Origin of the sequence: Streptomyces sp. NPDC060184, from assembly GCF_042728795.1 — a bacterium.
GTDB lineage: Bacteria > Actinomycetota > Actinomycetes > Streptomycetales > Streptomycetaceae > Streptomyces.
This window is the reverse complement of the sequence record NZ_JBHWYX010000002.1, coordinates 54232-73215: the sequence shown is the minus strand read 5'-3', so window position 1 is coordinate 73215 and position 18984 is coordinate 54232. Positions and strand designations below refer to the sequence as shown.

Below are 18984 nucleotides of genomic sequence, written 5' to 3'. Positions count from 1 at the left end.
ATCGCCGCATGTCGCACATGACCCGCTATGGCGGGGCGACGGGTCCGAGCCCTCGCCCTCAGGGGTGCCGGCCCGGTTCTGCCCCCGCTCAGTCCGTGTACTTCTTCGCGATCTCGTCGATGAAGTGGCGGCTCTGCTCCACGTTGAGCGCCTGGGCCCGCAGGTGCTCGTACATGACGCTGTACCGCTGCACGTCGTTCGCCTTCTCCAGGTAGAGGTCGCTGGTGACGCCCTCGATGTAGACCACGCTGGAGTCGGCCGTGTCCGGGAACTCCAGGATGGCGTACTGCCCGTTGATGCCCGGGTGCGCGCCCATGTCGAACGGCAGGACCTGCACGGTCACGTGCGGCAGCTTCGAGCAGGCCACCAGGTGCTCCAGCTGCTCGATCATCACCTGCTTGCCGCCGACCGTCCGGTGCAGCGCGGATTCGTCTATGACGACCCACAGGCGCAACGGGCGTTCGGGATCGTTGATCCGGTCCTGGCGGCGGGCCCGGACGTTCACCCGCTTCTCGATGTCGGCCGCCGGCGCCTCCGGGAGGGCGCCCGTGATCAGCGCCTCGGAGTACGCCCGCGTCTGGAGCAGCCCCGGGATGACCTGGGGCTCGTATCCGCGCAGCGACTCCGCGTCGGTCTCCAGACCGATGTAGACGCTGTACGGGATGTCGCCGAACGCGTGCCACCAGCCCTGCTGGCGCGAGTCCTTCGCCATCTGCATGAGGGAGTCGACGATGCGGTGGTCCTCGACCTCGTAGACCCCGCAGAGGTCGCGGACGTCGCGCTGGCTGATGGAACGGCGGCCGTTCTCCAGCCGGCTGATCTTCGACTGGGAGACCAGCAGGCGGTCGGCGACCTCTTCGGCGGTCATGCCCTTGAGCTCGCGCAGGCGGCGCAATTCCTGGCCCAGCCGACGTCGCCTGACGGTGGGATTGACGGTGGACGGCACGGAAACGGCACCTCCGGCTATGTAGCTGTGCGTATCTACTTCTCAGCAGATTGCCACCCTTGGCCCGCGCTTCGCTGGAAAACGGGGAACGCAAGCACGCGGGGCAGCCGGAAGACCGGCTGCCCCGCGTGTGGTGCGGCTCCCGAACCGGGTCTTCGCGGACGTCGGCACGGCGGTATGTGATTCTCCGCGCGGTCTCCCGCACGGTTTCCGGGCGGTCTCCCGCACGGCTCCGAAACGGTGCGCAGCGCGGATGTCCGCGCGGCGCACCGCGGTTCAGGTCACTGCGTTCAGCTCGCCGCGGTCTGCGCCATGCTGCCGCGACGTGCTTGCGGCTGCAACGGCACTCCCGCTGCCTGCTGGTTGCGACGGGGCTGTGCGCCCGCGCCGCTCTGGACGTCCATCACGGCATGCGCCACGAGGCCGCCCATCGGGTCGTGCCTGATCAGGTCCCGGAGGCGGGAGCGTGATGAACGCCCCTCGTTCCCCGGGTACAGGTGCTTGCCGAGTCCGACCGCGTGGGCCAGCGCGGCAAGCGCCGCGGTCCGCGGGTCCGGCGGTACACCGGTGCGGATCGCACTGTCCAGCCGGGACCTGATGTCCCTGCTGACTGCCGTGTCCGTCGCCTGGTAGCGAGTCGTCGGCAGCACTCCGCACATCTGGCCCGCCACGGCATGCACCATGCCGCACCGCTCCAGATGAGCGAGATAGACCTGACGGAGCCCCAGTCGGGGTCCGCCGATCCAGTGGACCGCCCGTACCGGGCTGCCGCGTCTGCGCAGCAGTTCCAGTGCGGAGTCCAGTGTCGGATCTCCAGTCGGCCGTGGCATCACCACGGCGATACGATCCCCGTCAGGGGCTATCCGTCCTGCCAGAGCCAGCTCCACTAGCTGTGCTCCGGCGAGGCCGAGGTCGAGCGACTGCGGCTGCGCCGTGGTACCCGTGGTCGGGTCCAGAGCGAGCAGCAAAAGCTCTTCCGGAATTGTTCTGCGGCTCCTGCCCATCCATGCCTCCCCGCGTGGATGAGTGACAGGGTGACCCCTCTCACAACTGTCTGTCGAGAGCGCCTGCCAGCTTTGTACGGGAACCAGTAGGTATGTCGTTCTCGTCTAGCAGCTGAAGCAAGGGTTCACACAGGACACTGGTACACGGTTCGGACAGCGGGGGCAGTCCCCGCAGCTATGAGGAGGCATTGGTGGCGGGCGAGTCCCCCGGCAAGTCGGAGCGGTCGAAGTCCTCGGGGACGGCTCCGGAGGAACGCGACCCCAGGCTCTCCGTGTTCCGTGAAGAACCCGCCGGACCGAGTGACGACACCATCGGTGACGCGGCCGACGCCGCTCCCGGTTCCACGGACGCCGCTCCCGGACCCGCGACGGACGCCGAGCCGGATACGGACGCCGAGCCGGGTACGGACGCGGCGCCCGAGGACGGCGCGCGGGAGGACACCGCCACCGCGGTGTTCCGCTTCCGCGTCCCGGTTCCCCCGGCGCCCGACGCGGACGGGGCGGACGGGGCGACCGACGCGGACGGGGCGGCGGACGCGGACGCGCACGAGGCGGACGCCACCGAGAGCGCCACGAGCACCGACGCGGCCGAGGGCGGGGCGGCAGAGGCCGCTGAAGGCCCCACAGAGCCCTCGGAGGCCGATTCGGCGCCCTCGGGCGCCTCCGGCGCGCAGGAGCGCCCCACGAGCGCCCCCACCGCCGACGCGGACGCGGACGCGGACACGGAGGATGACGAGGCGGCCGAGGGCGAGGCGGCCGAGGGTGACGGCGACAAGCGGCTGCGCCGCGCGGTCGCCGCCTGGGTCGCCGAGGGCGACGGCCCCGCCGCAGCCGAAAAGCCGACCGAGGCCACGGACTCCGCCGAGGCCACGGACTCCGCCGAAGCCGTGGAGGACGGGAAGCCCGAGTCCTCGGAGGACGGGAAGCCCGAGTCCTCGGAGGACGGGAAGCCCGACCCGGAAACGGCCGACCCGGAAACGGCCGACGCGGAAACGGCCGACGCGGACACGGCCGGCGCCAAGGTGCCCCGTACCCGTGAGGAGGCCGCGCCCACCCCTGAACCGGCGTCGGCAGCCAAGGACTCCGGCGCTTCCGGCACGACCGACGAGCCCGCCGACGAGCCCGCCGACGAGCCCTCCGAGGCGAAGGCCGGCACGGGCGCGGACGCCGACACCGAGGGCGACAGTGCCGACGCCGACGACACCGGTATCGACCAGCCCACCGCCGTGTTCACGTCGGTCCGTCCCCGGATCGACCAGCCCACGACCGCGCTGAAGATCCCGAAGCGCGAGGCGCTGGTCAAGCAGGACGCCAAGCAGGATGCCAAGCAGGACACGAAGCCGGCGCCGGGCGACGCGAAGGCCACCAAGGACGCCACGGCCGCCAAGGACCGCAAGGACGCCGAGCCGGAGTCCGAGAGCGACGCGGAGCGCACCAGCACCTTCGTACCGCTGCGCTCGGACGACGTACGGGCGGCGCCCGCGCCGCGTCGTCCGGAGCCGCAGGGGCCGGTCGTCGGGCCCACGGTGACGCCGGCCCTCGGTACGTCCACCACGGGCGAGCCCGACCGGACCCGGTCGATGCCGCTGCCGCCGAAGCCGCCGCTGGACCTGCTCGCCGAGCTGACGAACACGCCGCCGCCGCCGGAGACCCCGGTGCGTACGGCGGTCCGGCGGGTCAAGATCTGGACGCCGCTCGTCCTGCTCGTCCTGATCATCTTTGCGGTCGCACAGATGGTGAGGCCGCTGCCGGACCCGACGCTCTCGGTGACGACGACGCCGACCTACACGTTCGACGGGGCCACTCCCGACCTGTCGTGGCCGTCCCAGGGCCAGGGCTACATGGCGGCGACCGGCCTGGGCAAGGTCGGCTCGTTCGGCAAGCAGAAGCCGGTGCCGATCGCGAGTGTGGCGAAGGCCATGACCGCGTACATCGTGCTCAAGGACCACCCGATGAAGAAGGGTGAGGACGGGGCGTCGATCAAGGTCGACGCGAAGGGCGAGTCCGACGGCAAGCTCTCCTCCGAGGGCGAGTCCACGCTCGACACCGTCAAGGAGGGGGACGTACTCACTCAGCGCGACGCCCTCTCCGCGATCATGATCCCCTCCGCCAACAACATCGCACGGCTGCTGGCGCGGTGGGACGCGGGCTCCGAGGAGGCGTTCGTCGAGAAGATGAACGCCACCGCCAAGGAGCTCGGGATGACGAACACCACGTACACCGACCCCTCCGGCCTCAACGCCACCACCGTGAGCACCGCCGAGGACCTGGTGAAGCTCGGGGAGAAGCTGGTCGAGATCCCGGCGCTGATGGAGATCACCATCCTGCCGAGCTGGACCGACCCCAAGGGCAAGCTCTGGCCCAACTACAACCACCTGGTCCCCTTCAACGGGGCGCTGGGCATCAAGACGGGGTCGACCACGAAGGCGGGCGGCAACCTGCTCTTCGCGGCCCACAAGATGATCGACGGGACCGACCAGCTGATCGTCGGCGCGATCCTCGGCCAGTACGACAGCCAGTCGATCATCGACGAGGTCAACCGGGTCAGCAAGACGGTCATGCTGGCCACCGAGGACGCGCTCAAGGGCGCCACCATCGTGAAGAAGGGCCAGGTCGTCGGGGTCGTGGACGACGGGCTCGGCACCACCACCCCGGTCGTCGCCACCAAGGACGTCAAGGCGGTCGGCTGGGGCGGTCTCACGGTGAAGCTGGAGCTCACCGACGGCGGCAAGACCGTCCCGCACGAGGCGGAGGCCGGTACCGAGGTCGGCACGCTGACGGTCGGCGAGGGCACCAGTCAGGTCAAGGTTCCGGTCGCCCTGGAGCAGGACCTGAGCGAGCCCGGATTCGGGGCCAAGCTGACCCGGATCGGCTGACGACCGGTCCGGCCTGCGGGAAGGCCGCGGGAAGGCCGTGGGAAGCCCGGGGGAAGTCTCGGGGCAGGAGGGCGGGGGGTACCGATCCGGTGCCCCCCGTCCCTCTTCTGTCCGCTTGGTACGTGTTAGCGTCCCGGAACAGACCGAACAGACGAGCAGACGAACAGCAGCCGGAAAGCCGAACGGCGGTCGCCGGAGGACACACCGGGCCGGCGGACGACGGGGAGAGCCGTAGTGACCACCGCGGAGCCGAGACCCGGCCGCGAGGCGGACAGCGAGAGAGACCGGACACCCGGGCAGCCCGACGGCCGCGGGACCGGCGGTTCGACCATTCCCGCGGACGCCGGGGACCCGGCCGCCGTCGGCCTCCTGCCGACCCAGCGTGCACCGGAACCAGAACCGGAAACGGCACCGCACGCCGACCACGACCGTCCCGGACCATCCGGACCATCCGGCCCGTCCTTCGACGGCTCGCGCGAACACCCGGGCGCTCCGGCCGGGACGCGGACCACCCGGACGCTGCTGCACCGGCTGACCCGCCACCCCGTGACGATCGCGACGGCCGCCGCGGCCGTCACCCATGTCCTCTGGTTCTTCTTCTTCGCCAACAGTGGCGGCGACATCGCGGCGCAGGACGCCTGGGCCGAGTTCGTCGGCCAGCACCCCGGCACCGCGTACAACCTCGCCTGGTACGGGGGCATGCACCCCGTCTCGTACAGCGTGGTCTCGCCGTACCTGATGTCCGTGATCGGCGTCCGGTCGACGATGATGCTCGCGGGCACCGTCTCCGCCGGGCTGACCGCGATGATCCTGGTACGGGTCAAGGCCGTGCGGAACCCGCTCGCCTGCTCGCTCGCCGGGGTCTTCGCGTACCTGTGCAACGCGCTGTCGGGCCGGGTGACGTTCGGGCTCGGCATGATGTTCGCGGTCGGGGCCGTCGCCGCCGTCTTCTGCTGGCCGTACCGCTGGCGGTACCGGCGCTGGGCGAAGGCGGGGGTCGCCGCACCGCTCGCCGGTCTCGCCACCGCTTCCAGCCCGGTCGCCGGTCTCTTCCTGGGCGTGGTGGCCGCCGCGCTCTTCCTGCACAAGCGGCGCCCCGGCGCGTACGCCATCGGGCTGCCGCCGGTGGTGGTGGTCGGGCTGTCCTCGTGGCTGTTCCCGTTCTCCGGCACCCAGCCGATGTCGGTGGGCACGCTGTCGCTGCCGTTCGTCTTCGCGGTGTTCGTCTTCGTGCTCGTACCGCGCGACTGGAAGACGGTCCGCACGGCGTCCGCCCTCTACGGCCTCGGCACGCTCGCCACCTACTTCGTGGACTCCCAGATCGGCTCCAACATCACGCGCATGGCGATGCTCTTCGCCGGTGTCGTGCTGCTGGCGGCGCTGCCGTTCACCGCGCCGCGCACCCGCCGCTGGTACGCCCTGGTGATCGCGATCGTCGGCCTCAACGTCTGGATCGGCTTCAAGAGCGTCGCCGACATCGTCCGTACCGCGCCGACCGCTTCCTGGGCGCGCGAGCTGGCGCCCCTGGTCAACCAGCTCCAGGTGGTCGACGCGACACGGGGCCGGATCGAGGTGGTCCCCGCGAGCAGCCACCGCGAGGCCTCCGCGCTGGCGCCGTACGTCAACCTCGCCCGGGGCTGGAACCGCCAGGCCGACATGAAGCGCAACCCGCTCTTCTACGACGACACCCTCGACGGGACGAACTACCGCGAGTGGCTCGACCGCTGGGCCGTCCACTACGTCGTGCTGCCCAAGGGCAACCCGGACAGCGGGGCCGCCCAGGAGGCGACCCTCGTCGGCGACGGCCTGCCGTACCTGAAGCAGATCTGGGCCGACGCCAACTGGAAGCTCTACCGCGTCGAGGACCCGACCCCGCTCGCCGACCCGCCCGCCACCGTCCTGAACGCGGAGGCCGACGAGATCACCCTCCGGGTCGCCCAGGCGGGCCGCGTCCTCATCCGGGTGCCCTACACCCGCTGGCTCTCCCTCGTGGACGAGGAGGGCAAGGGCCTGGACCGCCCCGAGGAGACGGCGGAGTCCAAGGAGCGCACCAAGGACGACGAGAACGCCCCCAAGACCTTCGACAACGTCAACGGGTGCCTCCTGAAGGTCGACGAGGAGACCCACGGCGACCAGTGGACCGAACTCGTCGCCCCGAAGGCGGGCGTCTACCGGCTGGCCGCGCCGTACCGTTTCAGCCCCGGCACCCCGTGCCCGGAGGAGATGCGCTGACGCGGGTGGCGGGGTCCGAGCGGCCGGCGTGCGCCCTGGCCGCAGCGCGGTTCCCCGGCCGACTGCGGATTGCCGACTCGGATCACTATCGGTTCGCGGCGGTGCGGCCGTGGTCGATCCAGCCGGTACCGGCCGCTCCGTCGGCCGCCGCGGCCGGTCCGCCGCGGAACGCCCGGCGCAGGATCGCGTAACCGATGAGCGCGCCAAGGGTGTTGGCGATGACGTCGTTGATGTCGACGGAGCGGCCGGAGCTGAAGAGGATGTACTGCGCGAGCTGGGTCCCCTCGATGAGCAGGCTCGCCGACGCGGCCGACAGCGCCATCCGGCCGACCCGGTCGCACCGGACGAACAGCGGCAGCAGGAAGCCGAACGGTACGAACATGATGAGGTTGGCGATCATCGTCACGTCCGCCGTCAGCAGCGGAACCGGATTGATCTGGCTGGTCCACGGGCTCAGGTTGCGGTAGTCACCCGTGTACACCCAGAGCGGGAACACGGTGATCGACACGACGGCGGCGGCGTAGAGCGCGGCGGCCACCCGCGTCGCCAGCGGCCGGCCGCTCCAGCCCGGCGCGTTCCGCCACCGCCGCACCGTCGCGTGGACGGCGAACGCCGCCAGGGCAGGGCCCTCGACGTACAGGGCGGGAATCTCGAACTGCGTGCTCATGGGGTGCTCCGGGGATGCTCGGCGCCGACGGGCGGCGCGGACGGGTGATGTGCCCGAGTGGTGCGGCGACGGCCCCACATTCCCCGGAGCGCCCCGGTGCGCGGATCGGCCGAACAGCAGATTCCCGGGCCCGCGCCTACGACTTTCGGCAGAGGCCGACCGCCCCGCACGCTGCATAGGCTGCCGCTCATGTCCCCCGTCCAGCCCCGCCGCCGGTCCTCCCTGCTCGCGCGCCCCGCCCAGTCCCGCCGCCGGTCCTCCCTGCTCGCGCGCCCCGCCCAGTCCCGCCGTCCGTCCTCCCTGCTCGCGCGCCCCGCCCAAGCCCGTCCCCGGTCCTCCCCGTTCGCGCGCCCCGCCCTCCGTGCCTGCCTCCGCGTCCTCGCGGTGACCACCGTGCTCCTGTGGCTCGGCGCCGCCCTGTACGTCGACCACCTCGGCGGCCTCGACGAGAGCGCGGCGGCCCCGTACCTCGCCGTGTCCGGAGCCGCGCCCGCCCTGCTGCTCCTCGTACGGGCACTCGGCCGCGACCGGCTGCCGTCCGGGGCGCTCGCCGCGCTCGCGATGGCCGTGGCGGTCCTCTCCCTCGGGGTCACCGGGGTGCTGCGCGTCCTCGGGGAGCGGCCCGGGGAACCCGTCGAGCGCACGGATGCCTACGCCCTCTTCGAGATCAGCGCGCTCGTCCTCGTCCTGGCCCTGACCCTGCGCCACGGCGCGCCGAGGACCTCCGCCGTCGCCGCACCCCTCCTGCTCGCCGCGCTCGTGCTGCGGCCGGTCGCGGTCGACATCAGCGAAGGCAGCCTCACCATCACCCTGTTCGCCGGGCTGATCGCGGGCGCCGTCGCCACGGTGGCCCTCGGGCTCCGTCTGGTGGTGGCCGACCGGCGGCACCGCGACGAACGACTCCGTCTCGAACAGCGCCTCACCTTCGCCCGCGACCTGCACGACTACGTCGCCCACCACGTGATGGGCATCGTCGTCCACGCCCAGGGCGCCCAGGCCGTCGCCGCCGCCCGCCCCGAGATGGTCCCGCCCGCCCTGGCCCAGATCGAACAGGCCGGAACCGACGCGCTGGCCGCCCTGCGCCGCATGGTCAGCGGCCTCCGGTCCGCCGGGACGGCCGAGGAACACACCCCGCACGCCGATCTCACCCGGATCCGCAGACTCGTCGCCGACTTCACCCTGCCCGGCGCCGAAGCCCGGCTGGTCGAGGAGGGACCGCTCGACCGGCTCCCCACCGACACCATGACGGTGGTCCACCACCTGGTCATGGAGGCGCTGACGAACGTACGCAAACACGCCAGGGACGCGCGCCAGATCACCGTCCGGCTCAGCGCCCACGCCGACCGCGCCACCGCCGTCATCACCAACGACGGAGCCTCCCGGCCCGCCCACAGCCGGGGCTACGGCCTTACCGGTCTCGACGAACGCGTCACCTCCACCGGGGGCACGTTCGCCGCCGGTACCGACTCCCACGGGCAGTGGTGCGTCAGCGCCCGACTCCCGCTCCCCGGAAGGGCACTGTCCGCGTGATCCGCGTACTCCTCGCAGACGACCAGGCCATCGTCCGCACCGGTATGGCCATGATTCTCTCGGCCGAGGACGACATCGAGGTGGTCGCCCACGCCCACGACGGGCTGCACGCCGTCGAACAGGCCGCGGCACACCGCCCCGACGTCGTCCTGATGGACATCCGCATGCCCCGGCTCGACGGACTGGACGCCCTGCGCCTCATCAACCGGCCGGGCACCCTGAACCCCCCGAAGGTCGTCATCGTCACCACCTTCGACGACGACGCCTACCTGAACCAGGCGATCGAGGCCGGTGCCTGCGGCTTCATCCTCAAGGACTCGGGCCCCCGCCTCCTGACCGAGGCGATACGCGCCGCCGCCTCCGGCGACGCCCTCGTCAGCCCCTCCCTCACCCTCCGCCTCCTGCGCCGCCACACCGGCCCCGGCGCCATCACCAGGGGGACCGGCGCGCCTGCCCAGCCGCTGACTCCGCCGCTCACCCCGCGCGAGCAGGAGGTCGTCGTGCTCCTCGCGGACGGCCTGACCAACGCCGAGATAGCCTCCGCCCTCTCCATCAGCACCGGAACGGTCAAGACCCACCTGAGCAACGTCCAGGGCAAACTCGCGGCCCGCAACCGCGTGGAGATCGCCGCCTGGGCCTGGCGCAACCGGCTGGGCGGGGTGGTGGGGTGAACCGGGCCACGTCCCGACCGGAGCCCGGACAGCCGCTGGGCCGGCAGGCGTTGTATCGCTCGTTGACCAGCCGGTACGTCACCTCCTCCGTCCACGCGCCGGCTTTCGCGGACCCGAGGTCGTCCAGGAGCAGCAGCGGGACTCGGCCAAGACGGCGCAACTCCTCCTCCGCTCCCCGCTCCGAGCCCTGGGGGCGCAGAGGGCCGTACAGGTCGGCGGCGGTGATCGCGACGACCTCGTACGTACGCGGGGACCGGCTTCGGCGACACGGCGGAGCGCGCCGTACGCCTCGTACGTATTGCCGGTGCCGGTCGTACCGGTGAGGAGCAGCGTCGCTGAAGAGATGACCGCCGGCCGCCTGCTCGACACGGTGGTGATCCGGCTGTCGGGCGGCGGGCGCGTGGTCGTCGTCGCGCGGGGCAACGAGGACGGCTCACCCGAGGAGATCCAGGCGTCGATGGAGGCATGGCGGCGCATCCGCCCGCAGCTCCAGGATCTTGGCGAGCGGTCCGAGGGGTCTGCGTCGGCGGGGTAAGCCGTAGGAGTCGGCAATGGGTTCGGAGGCTCCGGGGCGACACATCGGGCGGGACCGCCGAGGACTGGGCAAGCCCCCTGCACGTGGTCGACACCCTGCGGCCCGACCTGATCAAGGACGCGCAGACCGCCGTACGTACGGCAAGTCGAGACGGCGGGCAACGGGCGCGCGGCGCAGCCGACTTTGGTCGGTGCGGACGCCCGCTGTCAGTTCGCGCCGGGCGAGGGCGATTCGTCATGTTGCGGGGCTCTCAGGCGCGCCGCGCGGCGACCGCCCCTGTGTATGTCTCCGTGGTCAGGTCCTCCGGGCCGATGTCCAGCCCCGCAAACACAGCACGCACGTCCTCCAGCGCAGATCCCAGTTCGTCCTCAGCCACGATCGTCTCGACCTCCAGGAAGACGTCGTCCAACTCGGGCACCCGGACGAGCGTGGCGAGCAGTTGTCGGCCGCGCGCCTTCAGTTGGTAGTTGCGGCACCGCTTCTCGAAGGCGATGTGGACCACGTACCCGAGACCTCGCAGAATCTCGTGGGTAGCCTCCGCGTCCTCCACGACGGTCTCTTGCTCCGGCTTCGACCCGGACGCCTCGTCGACCACGGCGCCCTTGTACGTCAGCACGGTCCTGGTGGAATCCACGCCGTGAACGGTGCGCACCCGCAACTCTCGGCCGGCTGCCTCCAGTGAGCCGTCCGGGCGGTCGTAGTACGTGTCCCGGTACACCTCGATCCGGGCGGTGGCGCGCTCGTCCAGCTGTCGCATCACCGACTCCGGCGAATGCACCCGGGCTTTCAGCTCTGCTTCGATCACGCCGTCTCCCTCTTCTCACACCGTGCGCTCGGCACCGGCCACGATTGCTTCGAACATCCTGGAGAACCCCCGGAACAGTGGACCGTGGGGCGTAGCCATGACCTTGTACGTTGCGGACTCATGCCCTTCCCAGCCCGCGTCGAACGCGCCGACAAACATGGTGGAATCCGTCCTGATGACCCGCCAGGTCGGCAGCATGCTGTACCGCCAGACGCCGATGTCGCAAGTGCCCGCCAGTTCGCGCAGGCGTGCTTCTGCAAGCCGGACCCCACTCGCGAGGGACTCGGCGGACTCGCCGATCTCGGTCGCCCGCCGGGCCATGGCATCGCTGTCCGGGTCGAGGAGCGCCACCCGGACCCGGAGCCCTCTGCCTCCCTGCTCGCGCGGCAGACAGGCGCGCAGCAGGGAATCGTTCAGTCCGATCAGACCGAGTCCTCTGACCGCCAGCACGTCCAATTCGGTCGCCTCACGGGTCATCTGCTGGATCTCCGCCGCTGCCGATCCCTGCGCGTCGTACACCCGGACTACCTCGGGAAAGGCCGCAAGGTCGAAGGCTGCGCCACCCACCCGCTTTTCCCGGCTGGCTGCCAGGCCGAGGAGGTGTCGGGCGTCGTCAGGCATGGCCAGTCCATCGGCGATGCGTTCGTACACGTCCAGCCGTCCCACATCCCGGCGCCTGTTGATGATCTCGTTGACCCGGGCCTGGGTCATACCGGTGGCCACGGCGATGCGGGACTGGCTCGCGCCTGCGTACTGCTGCGCTCCCACCGACTGGCCGCCGCTGACGCGCCCCACCGCCGAGACGTGTTCACCAAGCCCGCGACGCGCCACCGATCGCCCTCACGCGCCAGCCGCGCCGCCGAGAACTGCCGCCAGCGGTCGATGTCTCGCGACGACCGTTGGTGGGACCAATTCCAAGCCCGACCGCAGATTCCCTGGAAGGACGGCGACCGGGCGGGCGATCCCCAACCCGATGAGAAGGAGATCACCTTGAGCGTACGAGACCTGCTCACCGGGCCCGGCTCGTGGACGTCCGGGCTCGATCCCCGGTAAGCGGAACTCATCGCCGCGATGGAGCGCGAGGAAGGGGGGCCCGTACGCGGGTTCGTCGTGGTCCACCCTGAGTCCTGACCTGAGTGCGTCCCGGCCTGCCGACGGGCCGGGACGCACTCTTCTGTCCTGCTCCTCCTCGCCGACAGCTCCACGGCGCGCCAGGACGCGGTCGTCGGGCACGAGCCGGCGCGCCTGCTCACGGCCGCTGGACAGGGAGGGCAGGCAGAAGGGCCAGGCTGGGCGTATGCCCTGGCCTGGCCCTTTGGTGACAACTGCCTGTTTGACGCTGTGCCCCCGGCAGGATTCGAACCTGCGACACCCACTTTAGGAGAGTGGTGCTCTATCCCCTGAGCTACGAAGGCGGGGATCTGTCCGTACATGTGCCTGAACGGTTCCGCACGCGAGACCGTTGCTGACACGCTTCGGACAGGCTGGCGGTCGGCCGGTGAGGGCCGGTTCGCCGCCGCCAGTGTAGCGGGTGGCGTGCCCGATGTTCCGGGGATGCGCGTTGCCGGGGATCTTGGACGGTGTCCGGGGCGGTGGGGGCGGGTGACCTGTGGTGGGTGAGCCCGGGGGAGGCGGTCCCGGGCACGTCGGCGTTACGCCTTTCGGCTCGTCCCCGCGGACCCGCGTCGGCCACGCGCGAAACCTCACGGAGGGTGGGGGATTCTCGGGCGGAGTTCCGGAGGTTCCGGACGTTTCGGCGGAACCCGCAGTCCGCAGGGTCAAGAGGAGAGCGATGAGCAACGGTCCGCAGACCACCACGGACGGCGTGCGGGTCGCAGACGGCCTGGGCGGCCCGGCCTCGCAGAAAGGGCGGAAAGGGCAGAAAGAAGGGCTGGGGACGGTCCCGTCGGCCGACACCGTTCCGTCGGCCACCGCCCGTGCAGCCCGGTGGACCGAGTGGCCCCGGCCGACCAAGCGGTCCCGGTGGTGCCGGCCGCCCCGGGGCTGGGCGGCGGTCGCCGTCGTGGCCGGTGCGTTCACGTTGGCCCAACTTCTCCTCGTACGGCCGGGGATGGGGCTCGGCTGGGACGAGTCGGTCTACGTCAGCCAGGTCGCGGGGCACGCGCCCGCCTCGTTCTTCAGCGCCCCGCGGGCCCGTGGCGTTCCGCTGCTGGTGGCGCCGGTAGCCGCCTGGTCGTCGTCGACCGCGCTGCTGCGCGTCTACCTGGCCGTGCTGTCCGGCCTCGGGCTCTTCCTCGCGCTCCGCGCCTGGCGGGGCGTCCTTCCCGCTCGGGTGCTCGCCACGGCGGGCGCCCTGTTCGCCGGCCTGTGGGTGACGCTCTTCTACGGTCCGCAGGCCATGCCCAACTACTGGGTGGCCGTCGGCGCCCTGGCCGGTACGGGCTGCTTCCTGCGCGCCGCGGCGGACCGCTCCGACCGCGCTGCCCTCCGGGGCGTGGGCCTGAGCGCCGCGCTGATGGCCTGGATGCGCCCCATGGACGCGGTGTGGGCGGTCCTGCCGCTGCTCGTCCTGGTGGTGTGCGTACGGAGGTGGCGCCGCCCGGCCCTCCTGGTGGCGCTGGGCGGCGGTCTCGCGGCCGGGGCGGCGGAGTGGGTGATCGAGGCTTACGCCGCCTACGGAGGACTCGCGCAGCGCCTGGCCGACGCGTCCCGTATCCAGGGCGGCCTCGGCTGGAACCTCGCGGTCGTGGACCAGCTGCGCGCGCTGGGCGGGCGCACCCTGTGCCGCCCGTGCGCCGGTGCGGTGCCCCCGGTCACGGAGACGCTGTGGTGGCTGGCCCTGCCGTTGCTCGCCGCCCTCGCGGTCAGGGGCGCCGTCCGCGCGGGGCGCCCGGCCGTCACGCTCGTGCCGCTGGCCTGCGCCGCCTCGGCGGCCTTCCCGTACCTCTTCCTGATCGGCTACGCGGCGCCCCGCTTCCTGATGCCCGCCTACGCGCTGCTCGCCGTCCCGGTCGCCGGACTCGTGGTGCACGCGGTGCGGGCGTCCGGGCGGACGGGCAGGCCGCTGACCGTGGCGCTGCTGGTCCTCGTACTGGCCGGGCACCTGACCGCACAGCTCGTGGTGCTGCACAACACCGTGCGCCGCACCACGGCGGCCCGGCAGGAGTGGGCGGCCGTCGCCGACGGGCTGCACCGGCTGGGCGTCCGCCCGCCGTGCCTGGTGACCGGCAAGGAGTACGTCCCGATCGCCTTCTACGCGGGCTGCTCCTCCGCGGCGGCGGGCGGCCACGACGCCAACACCACGGCGGCCGGCCTCCGGCGGACCGCCGAGCGGCTGCCCACCGCCGTGCTCGTGGCACCGGGCGGCCGACTTCCCGGCTACGCCCGGTCCTGGGCCCCGCACCGGCTGGGCGGCCTATGGGTGTACGTCGGCCCGGCCGACGGAGGTGGCGACCGGCTGAGGCGGCGACCGTCTGAGGTGGTGACCGACTGAGGTGGTGACCGAAGGGTGTGACCGAAGGGTGGTGACTGAAGGGGGGCGTGACCAAGGGGGCGTGGCCGAAGGGGGTGGCTCGCCCGCCGGGCCGGCGCGCGGACCACCCCCTTCGGCCACCGCCGTCAGATGCCCAGGTCGTCGATGAAGGCGATCTTCGGCAGTTCCAGCGGATAGATCCGCGACCTCTCGACGGCGATCCACTGGATCAACGACTCGATGGATTCGAGCGCGTCGTCGGGATCGGTGAACTCGGTCATGAGGCCGAGCACGTTCCGTGCCGCGTCCGCCCTTTCGGGGTGGTATTTCTCGAATACCTCGCAGCACATTTCCGGGTCGCGCGTGTATGCCTGATGCCGCTCGGCGACCAGTTCGAGGCAGGCGCGGAGCACGCGTTTCACGAGACGCATGATGAGCGTCCGCGTGAGGGCGTCGGAGGCGCCCGCCAGGGCGCCCGTGACCGTTTTGAGGTCAAGTTCAAGATTGAACAAATGGCTGAAGGCTTCCGCGTCGATCGGGTACGGGGCGATCCGCGGCGCGAAGTCCTCTCCGTACACCAGGGCCGACTGCGTCTTGATGTAGAAGCCACTTTTCCGGTCGGTGAGGACGGCCGTCGCGGACGTGATGGCGAGATCGATGTCGACGACGACCGAGTGCCGGCTGAGCGTGCGTTCCACTGCCTGCTGAATCCACGCCCGGTCGAAACCGCGTTCCTGGTACGTCACGGCTATCAGGTCGAGGTCCGAACGGCCCCACTGGGCGGTTCCGGTCGCCACCGAACCCCTGAGATAGACGCTGGCGAGGTCTTCGTAGCGCGACCTGCATTCGTCCACCAGAGTCTCGATCAGGGGGCGCCATTGCGGGCCCACCTTTTCGGCGTCGGCGAGATTGATCAGATGGCCGTGGGAATCGAGGGGAATGAACACTAGTCGTTCCTCGCTCTCAGCAACTTGCCGGCCGTTGCGGCCACTTCGAGGAACCGGTCGTTCTCCGCCGCGGTTCCCACCGTGACGCGGGCGGCCTCGGGGAAGTCGCGGATGAGGACCCCGCCCGCCTTGCAGTGCGCCGCGAAGGCGGCCGGCTCGGCCATGGGGAGCCAGAAGAAGTTCGCCTGGGACACCGGGGTCGCGGGCACGAGCGCCTTCAGCACCGGGTACATCCGGGCGCGTTCCGCGGTGACGAAGTCGACGCGGCGGCGCGCCTCCTTCTCCTGTTCGAGGGCGGCGAGCGCGGCGGCCTCGGCGAAGACGCTCGTGGCGAAGGGGGCGAGCAGCTTGCGCATGGCGGTGGCCACTTCCGGGGCGGCGGCCAGCCACCCCAGGCGTACGCCGGCCAGGCCCCAGGCCTTCGACATGGTGCGCAGGACGACCACGTTGCGCCGGTCGCCGTACTCGGCGAGCCCGTCCGGGACGTCGGGGTCGGTGACGAAGTCGCCGTACGCCTCGTCCAGGACGACCAGGACCGATTCGGGCACCGAGTCGATGAACCGCGTGAGCTCCGCGCGGGTGACGGCGGTGCTGGTGGGGTTGTTGGGGTTGCAGACGAGGGCCACGCGGGTGTCGGCGGTGATCGCCGCCGACATCGCGTCGAGGTCCTGGCGGAAGCCGTCGGTGCAGGGCACCTGTACGGGGCGTACGTGACCGCCCACCGCGGCGACCGGATACGCCTCGTAGGAGCGCCAGGGGAAGACGAACTCCTGGCCGGGCTCGCACACCGCCTTCAGCAGCAGTTCGAGGAGGTAGACGGAGCCGAAGCCGGTCACGATCCGGTCCGAGGTCACGCCGTGGTGGTGGGCCAGGGCGTTGCGCAGGGCCACGGCCGCCATGTCCGGGTAGCGGTTGGAGTCACCGGCGGCGGCCACGACGGCTTCCACGACACCGGGCAGCGGGCCGAAGGGAAGCTCGTTGAGCGCGAGTCTGGCGGCGTCGGGTGCCTGCGGGGCGCCGCTGCTGTCGAGCGGGATGGGGCTTGGCAGGTAGGACGGCAGGGCATCCAGTTCCGGCCGTGTGAGCTGCGCTTTCAACGGTCCTCCTGAGACGGGTGAACTCCGGTGCGACGGCGGGGTGCTGACGCCGTCGGGGATCGGGTCGGCCGGGGGGATCAGACCTGGCTGGGCACGGGCACCACGGGCATGCGGGAGGCTTCGGTGGTCCATGCCCCGTCGACGTGCTCGATGAAGTCGTAGAGCGGCTGGAACTGCTCGCGCGCGCTGTCCTCGGACGCGACATAACGCTGCGTCTTCAGGGCGACGTCGTGGGGGATCGGCTCCAGCGGCCCGAGCCCCGCCGACAGCACCTGCGCCTTGCAGGCCCTTTCCAGGGTCAGGTAGCGCCAGGCCGCGGCCTCGACCGAAGCGCCGACGGTGAGCAGGCCGTGGTACTTGAGGATCAGGTTGTTGAACCCGCCGAGCGCCTCGGCGGTCGCCCGGCCGTCCTCGAAGGTGTGGGGCAGACCGCCGAACTCGTGGTCCACCGCCTGGTCCTGGTAGAACGCGCAGGTGTCCTGGCTGGTGATCGGAAGGATCCTGCCGGTGCTCGCCCAGATGCGCCCGTACGGGGAGTGGAAGTGCGAAGAGGCCACCACGTCCGGCCGCGCGGCCTGCACGCTGGAGTGCAGCACCAGGGCGCCGATATTCACCGGGTGGTGTCCCACCAGCACATTGCCCTCGTAGTCGAGCAGCACGAGGTCGTCGACGTCGATCATCGACAGGTGGACCCCGACGGGGTTGACCCAGAACGCGTTCGTCACCTCGGGGTCCCGGACCGCGAAGTGCCCGGCGAAACCCTCGCCCTCGTCGTAGCCCCACCGCGAGAAGAGGCGGAGCGCGGCGATCAGTTGGGTCAGCCGGTGCTGCCGCTCCTCAGCGGTCGACCGAATGATCTCGGGACCGTCGGAGTCGTTCACCAGGACGATCGAGCCCTTCATCGTGTATCCCGTCGTTGTTGGATTGTCTGCCGATTACCGATTACCGATTACCGAGGTGGAACGTCCCTGGTCACCGCAGCTGCGGGCATCGGGACGGACCCCACGGGGCGGGTCCGGGGTGCGGGTTCCCGCCGGAGCGAGGACGGTTCTGGGGGAAGCGGGGCGTGCGGGGCGTGCGGGTCGGGAGCCCGGGGGCACCTGTGTCTCCGTCGTGGGCCCGGCCCCGTATGCGGCTGCGCACGCGGACTGCCGTCCCGCAGCCGGGAGTTCACCGCCAGCGAGGTGACGTCACCCGTGGTGCCGCCGAGGTGCCGTCACCCGTGGTGCCGCCGTGAGGCCGTCACCGTGGCGCCGGCACCGCTCGGCGTCGGCACCACGGTGGGCGTGGAGGTGCCGCGCGTCGGACCGCCGTCGGTGCGAGGCGGTCGGGCGAGGCGGTCGGGCGAGGCGTGCCTGCCTTCGGGCGGGGTCTCGGCCCGGCCCGAAGGGCTGCTCAGGTGAGGGAGGCGTTCGCGAAGATGTCGGGGAACGCGTCGACGAGGGCCTGTCGCATGGCCAGTTGGACGGTGTCGAAGTCGCCGTCGCCCGGCACCGAGACGAAGTCCGCGAACTCGGGGAGGCCGAGGTAGGCGGCCCGGAAGGACTCCAGGAAGTCCGGGTCCTCCTCGTCGATCCCGCGCACGTTGATGCGGCGCACCGCTTCGGCCGGGGAGACGTCCAGGAAGATCGTGAGATCCGGCTTGGGGGCTCCTCCGAGCAGCCTGCGCAGGAAGTCGACGCTGCCGACACCCTCGGCCTTGGCCAGGGCGTACTGACAGTAGACGTAGCGGTCGACGATCACGACGTCCGGAGAGGTCGTGAGGGGCTCCGCGAGGAAGGTGACCCGGGCCAGCTGGGAGCAGGAGGAGATGAGACGCATGGTCTCGCCGCCGATGAGCTCCAAGTGGTCGGCCACGCCCTCCTCTTCGGCGATGGCGTTGAGCGCCTTGCGGACGGGGGCCATGGTGAGGCTCCGGTGTGCCTGGCCCGGGATGCCCTGGGCGCGGAGCCATTCACCGAGCATGCGCACCTGGGTCGACTTGCCGGCTCCGTCCAGTCCCACCACGGCGACGAGTCGCCCGGTTCTGGACTCCTGCCCGGCAGGGTTTTGCTGTGCGCGCACTTGTACCGCCTAGAAATCGTTCCGTCACCGAAAAGTTGACGCCTGTCGTGCGGCTTTCGTAGGGGAACGCGAGAATCAAAGATGCCGAACCATGGAGATGAATCCATGGTTCTGAAGTCGTGACCCCCCGCCGACACCTGAGCGAACCTAGGTCCGTATCAGCCACGTTGTAAACCG

Annotated in this window: 15 protein-coding genes and 1 tRNA gene; 6 read left to right on the top strand and 10 right to left on the bottom strand. The window is 71.2% G+C overall.

All coding sequences use genetic code 11. The features are described from left to right. Positions 1-88 precede the first annotated feature (88 nt). Positions 89-946, bottom strand: coding sequence for a helix-turn-helix domain-containing protein (locus ACFWEE_RS01955; RefSeq protein ID WP_386885521.1), 858 nt, complete (start codon positions 944-946; stop codon positions 89-91). Between the two features lie 290 nt (positions 947-1236). Further along, entirely contained in the window at positions 1237-1950 is a 714-nt protein-coding gene (locus tag ACFWEE_RS01950; RefSeq protein WP_327177326.1) for a GPP34 family phosphoprotein, read from the bottom strand. Between the two features lie 191 nt (positions 1951-2141). Here ACFWEE_RS01950 and ACFWEE_RS01945 point away from each other — a divergent pair, with 191 nt between their 5' ends. Both ACFWEE_RS01945 and ACFWEE_RS01940 read left to right on the top strand, forming a co-directional pair. Beyond that, positions 2142-4826: a serine hydrolase gene (locus ACFWEE_RS01945; RefSeq protein ID WP_386885519.1), complete on the top strand. Its 2685-nt coding sequence runs from the start codon at positions 2142-2144 to the stop codon at positions 4824-4826. 546 nt (positions 4827-5372) lie between these two features. After that, on the top strand, positions 5373-7058 hold the full coding sequence (locus ACFWEE_RS01940; RefSeq protein WP_386885518.1) for an MFS transporter: 1686 nt from the start codon (positions 5373-5375) through the stop codon (positions 7056-7058). 85 nt (positions 7059-7143) lie between these two features. Here ACFWEE_RS01940 and ACFWEE_RS01935 read toward each other — a convergent pair whose 3' ends face one another. Further along, entirely contained in the window at positions 7144-7725 is a 582-nt protein-coding gene (locus ACFWEE_RS01935) for a VanZ family protein (protein ID WP_386885517.1), read from the bottom strand. 189 nt (positions 7726-7914) lie between these two features. On the opposite strand from ACFWEE_RS01935, the gene ACFWEE_RS01930 reads away from it, so the two are divergent. The 3 genes from ACFWEE_RS01930 (at position 7915) to ACFWEE_RS01920 (ending at position 10461) form a co-directional block, all read left to right on the top strand. Beyond that, positions 7915-9255 (top strand): sensor histidine kinase, encoded by a 1341-nt coding sequence (locus tag ACFWEE_RS01930; RefSeq protein ID WP_386885516.1) that lies wholly within the window; start codon positions 7915-7917, stop codon positions 9253-9255. A gap of 44 nt (positions 9256-9299) precedes the next feature. Beyond that, entirely contained in the window at positions 9300-9926 is a 627-nt protein-coding gene (locus ACFWEE_RS01925) for a response regulator (RefSeq protein ID WP_386885798.1), read from the top strand. Between the two features lie 343 nt (positions 9927-10269). Then, positions 10270-10461 carry a hypothetical protein gene (locus ACFWEE_RS01920; RefSeq protein WP_386885515.1) on the top strand — a complete coding sequence of 64 codons (192 nt, stop codon included), beginning with the start codon at positions 10270-10272 and terminating at the stop codon, positions 10459-10461. Between the two features lie 250 nt (positions 10462-10711). On the opposite strand, the gene cyaB is transcribed toward ACFWEE_RS01920, so the two are convergent. The 3 genes from cyaB to ACFWEE_RS01905 all read right to left on the bottom strand — a co-directional run bounded on the left by cyaB (position 10712) and on the right by ACFWEE_RS01905 (position 12681). Next, on the bottom strand, positions 10712-11266 hold the full coding sequence (gene cyaB / locus ACFWEE_RS01915) for a class IV adenylate cyclase (protein WP_386885514.1): 555 nt from the start codon (positions 11264-11266) through the stop codon (positions 10712-10714). A gap of 15 nt (positions 11267-11281) precedes the next feature. Further along, positions 11282-12097, bottom strand: a complete 816-nt coding sequence (locus ACFWEE_RS01910) for a helix-turn-helix domain-containing protein (RefSeq protein ID WP_386885512.1) — start codon at positions 12095-12097, stop codon at positions 11282-11284. A 511-nt stretch (positions 12098-12608) separates the two neighbouring features. Then, positions 12609-12681 (bottom strand) — tRNA-Arg (locus ACFWEE_RS01905). 377 nt (positions 12682-13058) lie between these two features. Here ACFWEE_RS01905 and ACFWEE_RS01900 point away from each other — a divergent pair. Beyond that, entirely contained in the window at positions 13059-14720 is a 1662-nt protein-coding gene (locus ACFWEE_RS01900; RefSeq protein WP_386885510.1) for a hypothetical protein, read from the top strand. A 125-nt stretch (positions 14721-14845) separates the two neighbouring features. Here ACFWEE_RS01900 and ACFWEE_RS01895 read toward each other — a convergent pair whose 3' ends face one another. The 4 genes from ACFWEE_RS01895 to ACFWEE_RS01880 all read right to left on the bottom strand — a co-directional run bounded on the left by ACFWEE_RS01895 (position 14846) and on the right by ACFWEE_RS01880 (position 18807). Continuing rightward, positions 14846-15646, bottom strand: coding sequence for a nucleotidyltransferase domain-containing protein (locus tag ACFWEE_RS01895; RefSeq protein WP_386885508.1), 801 nt, complete (start codon positions 15644-15646; stop codon positions 14846-14848). Further along, complete coding sequence (locus ACFWEE_RS01890) at positions 15646-16743, bottom strand: histidinol-phosphate transaminase (RefSeq protein WP_386885506.1); 1098 nt, start codon at positions 16741-16743, stop codon at positions 15646-15648. The genes ACFWEE_RS01895 and ACFWEE_RS01890 overlap by 1 nt, the downstream gene beginning before the upstream one ends. A 77-nt stretch (positions 16744-16820) precedes the next feature. Next, positions 16821-17645, bottom strand: a complete 825-nt coding sequence (locus ACFWEE_RS01885) for a class II aldolase/adducin family protein (protein ID WP_386885504.1) — start codon at positions 17643-17645, stop codon at positions 16821-16823. A gap of 493 nt (positions 17646-18138) precedes the next feature. Next, positions 18139-18807, bottom strand: coding sequence for a dTMP kinase (locus ACFWEE_RS01880; protein ID WP_386885503.1), 669 nt, complete (start codon positions 18805-18807; stop codon positions 18139-18141). Positions 18808-18984: the final 177 nt, after the last annotated feature.

Bases quoted from the DNA above. Each gene is read 5' to 3' on its own strand.
- ACFWEE_RS01950 (WP_327177326.1), bottom strand. From the start codon at position 1,950: ATGGGCAGGAGCCGCAGAACAATTCCGGAAGAGCTTTTGCTGCTCGCT.
- ACFWEE_RS01935 (WP_386885517.1), bottom strand. From the start codon at position 7,725: ATGAGCACGCAGTTCGAGATTCCCGCCCTGTACGTCGAGGGCCCTGCC.
- ACFWEE_RS01930 (WP_386885516.1), top strand. From the start codon at position 7,915: ATGTCCCCCGTCCAGCCCCGCCGCCGGTCCTCCCTGCTCGCGCGCCCC.
- ACFWEE_RS01925 (WP_386885798.1), top strand. From the start codon at position 9,300: ATGGCCATGATTCTCTCGGCCGAGGACGACATCGAGGTGGTCGCCCAC.
- ACFWEE_RS01920 (WP_386885515.1), top strand. From the start codon at position 10,270: ATGACCGCCGGCCGCCTGCTCGACACGGTGGTGATCCGGCTGTCGGGC.
- ACFWEE_RS01900 (WP_386885510.1), top strand. From the start codon at position 13,059: ATGAGCAACGGTCCGCAGACCACCACGGACGGCGTGCGGGTCGCAGAC.
- ACFWEE_RS01885 (WP_386885504.1), bottom strand. From the start codon at position 17,645: ATGAAGGGCTCGATCGTCCTGGTGAACGACTCCGACGGTCCCGAGATC.